Origin of the sequence: Campylobacter showae, assembly GCF_963515975.1 — a bacterium.
In the GTDB taxonomy this organism is placed as follows: domain Bacteria; phylum Campylobacterota; class Campylobacteria; order Campylobacterales; family Campylobacteraceae; genus Campylobacter_A; species Campylobacter_A showae_F.
Map to the genome: position 1 here is coordinate 1 of NZ_CAUPZM010000046.1, position 3,252 is coordinate 3,252.

Annotated in this window: 3 protein-coding genes; all 3 read left to right on the forward strand. The window is 48.6% G+C overall.

Annotated features, from left to right (window positions below; translation table 11 throughout):
- A partial coding sequence (locus RWM02_RS10520; protein ID WP_314072071.1) for a ribonuclease J occupies positions 1-1,451 on the forward strand: 1,451 nt, incomplete at its 5' end.
- Positions 1,452-1,460: 9 nt separating this feature from the next.
- Positions 1,461-2,420 (forward strand): KpsF/GutQ family sugar-phosphate isomerase, encoded by a 960-nt coding sequence (locus RWM02_RS10525; RefSeq protein ID WP_314072074.1) that lies wholly within the window; start codon positions 1,461-1,463, stop codon positions 2,418-2,420.
- Between the two features lies 1 nt (position 2,421).
- Positions 2,422-3,195: a pseudouridine synthase gene (locus tag RWM02_RS10530; RefSeq protein WP_314072076.1), complete on the forward strand. Its 774-nt coding sequence runs from the start codon at positions 2,422-2,424 to the stop codon at positions 3,193-3,195.
- The last annotated feature ends 57 nt before the right edge of the window (positions 3,196-3,252 follow it).

Here is a 3,252-nt window from a genome sequence, read left to right on the forward strand (position 1 = left end):
CACACGAGGATCATATCGGCGCGGTGCCCTACTTTTATAAAGAGTTTAAATTTCCGATTTACGCCACGCCGCTACCGCTTGGTATGATAAATAACAAATTTGAAGAGCACGGGCTAAAGCAGGAGCGTTCGCTTTTCCGCTCGGTCGAAAAGCGCAAGCCGTATTTGATAGGGGACTTTGAGGTCGAGTGGATACATATCACTCACTCTATCATCGACGCCAGCGCACTTGCCATCACGACAAAGGCAGGCACCATCATTCATACGGGCGACTTTAAGATCGACCACACGCCGATCGACGGCTACCCAACAGATCTTGGCAGACTCGCATACTACGGCGAGCGCGGCGTGCTGTGCCTGATGAGCGACAGCACAAACAGCTACCGCGAGGGATTTACAAAAAGCGAAAGCAGCGTAGGCAAGACCTTTGACGCGATTTTCTCAAAAGCTAAAGGCCGCGTGATAATGAGCACGTTTAGCTCCAACATCCACCGTGTCTATCAGGCGATCGACTGGGGACTAAAATACAACCGCAAGGTCTGCGTCATCGGCCGTAGCATGGAGCGCAACCTCTACACGGCGATGGAGCTTGGCTATATCAAACTCGATAAGAAAATTTTCATCGACGCAAACGAAGTCGGCAAATTTAAAGATAACGAAGTGCTAATAGTCACCACCGGCTCTCAGGGCGAGACCATGAGCGCGCTATACCGCATGGCTACCGACGAGCACAAATACATCAAAATAAAGCCGACCGATCAGATCATCATCAGCTCAAAGGCGATCCCTGGCAACGAAAGCAGCGTCTCGACTGTGCTAAATTTCCTCATCAAATCAGGTGCTAGCGTCGCGTATCAGGACTTTAGCGAGATACACGTGAGCGGTCATGCCGCGCAAGAGGAGCAAAAACTGATGCTGCGCCTAATAAAGCCTAAATTTTTCCTTCCCGTCCACGGCGAGTACAACCACATCGCAAAGCATAAAGAAACGGCCGTGGCATGTGGCGTGGATGAGCGAAATATCTACCTGATGAGCGACGGCGATCAGATAGAAATTTGCCAAAAATACATGAAGCGCGTCAAGACGGTAAAAACAGGCAAGGTATTTATCGATAACCAAATCAACAAGCAAATTTCAGACGATGTCGTGATCGACCGCCAAAATTTGGCTGAAGCGGGTGTCGTGATGATCATCGCGCAAATTTCTCGCCACGGTGCTAAGCTCATAAACAAACCTCGCGTCATCAGCTACGGTCTGGTTGGCGATAAACAAGACGGCGAATTTAGAAAAGAGATGGAGGGCGTGCTAGAGCAGTATCTAAGCAACGTCAAAGAGGAGCTTTTGAAAGACGGTAGGATGCTCGAGGGACAGGTGCGCCAGGTCATCCGTAAACATATCTTTAGAAAAGTCAAAAAATACCCGACCATCGTGCCGATCATATACCTGATGTAAGGGCGCAAAATGAGCGATACAATCAAAATAGCCGCTAACGTGCTAAAAACGGAAGCTAACGAGCTAATGAGAAATGCCGAGATTTTAGACGGCGAATTTGAAAAAGCGGTTGAGGTTTTATATAAAACCAAAGGCAAAGTCGTAGTCACGGGCGTGGGCAAGAGCGGACACGTCGGCGCCAAGATCGCCGCTACGCTTGCTAGTACCGGCACGCCTAGCTTTTTCATGCATCCGACCGAGGCGATGCACGGCGATCTGGGTATGATCGGCAAGGACGATACGCTGCTAGCTATCAGCTTTAGCGGCGAGAGCGAGGAGTTAACCAAAATCCTGCCTCACGTACAGCGTTTCGGCGTACCGATAGTTGCGATGGCTAGGGATAAATTTAGCACGCTGGGCAAATTTAGTGACGCGTTCGTGAAACTTGACGTTAGCAAGGAGGCCTGCCCGCTGGACGCCGCGCCGACTAGCTCGACGACGCTAACGTTAGCCTTAGGCGATGCGTTAGCCGTTTGTCTGATGGAAAAGCGCGGATTTAAAAAAGAGGATTTTGCAAATTTTCATCCCGGTGGAAGTCTCGGCAAGAGGCTATTTTTAAAGGTAAAAGACGTGATGCGAAGCGAAAATTTACCGATAGTGCGCTGGAATGCGAGCCTAAAGCAGGCGATCGATACTATGACGCACGGCAAACTCGGCACCGTTCTCATCGTGGATAAAGACGGAGTTTTGGACGCTATTTTAAGCGACGGAGACCTTAGGCGCGCGCTGATGAGAGAGGACTTTGATCTAAACGATGCCGCGATCAAATACGCGACGCTAAAGCCAAAAGAGCTAAACGATAAAGATATGTTAGCGATTGATGCGTTAGCGCTTATCGAGCGCTACAAGATCCAACTCCTAGCCGTCGTGGAAAACGGCGTGCCTGTGGGCGTTCTGCACATCCACGACCTTGCAAATTTAGGACTATAAAATGCAAAAAAACAGACTAAATAAATTTATATCGCATAACACGAGTTATTCGCGTAGAGAGGCCGACGAGCTCATAAAGCAGGGCAAAGTTAGCGTAAACGGCCGCGTAGTTAGCGAGCTAGCTACTAGCGTTAGCGATGAAGACAAAGTAAAGATAAACGGCCGAATAGTGAGGCTAAAAAAAGAATTTACCGTGATCGTTTATCACAAACAAAAAGGCGAGCTGGTTAGTAAAAAAGACGACCGCGGACGTAAAACGATCTATGATAGTTTGGACCGACAGTTTGCTAAATTTGTTAGTATCGGGCGACTTGACTACGCTAGCGAGGGGTTACTTTTACTAACGGACGCCCCGGCGATCGCGACTGCGCTGATGAACAGCGACGTAGAGCGCGAATACTATCTAAAGGTAAAAGGCGAGATAACGCCTGAGGTTATAACGGCGATGAATGATGGCTTTTTTGCCGCGGACGCTACCAAGGGCGCGCATGCTAAAACCGCGATAAAATCGATGGAATTTAAGCCGTTTTTGGACTATAAAATTTTTGGCTCGAGCGGCGGCTTTACGAAGCTAAAAGTCGTGATAAACGAGGGACAAAACCGTGAACTACGCCGCTTTTTCGGCTATTTCGACCTTGAGGTAATGGATCTAAAACGCGTTAGTTTCGGTCGCGTAGATCTTGGTATGCTAAAGCCCGGTAAATGGCGATATTTTGAAAACGGCGAATACGAAGCGCTCAGGGATTTTTTAAAGGTTAATAATATTAGATATTAGTATGGTGGAGTTAAGCGGGATCGAACCGCCGACCTCTTGAATGCCATTCAAGCGCTC

Bases quoted from the DNA above. Each gene is read 5' to 3' on its own strand.
- RWM02_RS10525 (WP_314072074.1), top strand. From the start codon at position 1,461: ATGAGCGATACAATCAAAATAGCCGCTAACGTGCTAAAAACGGAAGCT.
- RWM02_RS10530 (WP_314072076.1), top strand. From the start codon at position 2,422: ATGCAAAAAAACAGACTAAATAAATTTATATCGCATAACACGAGTTAT.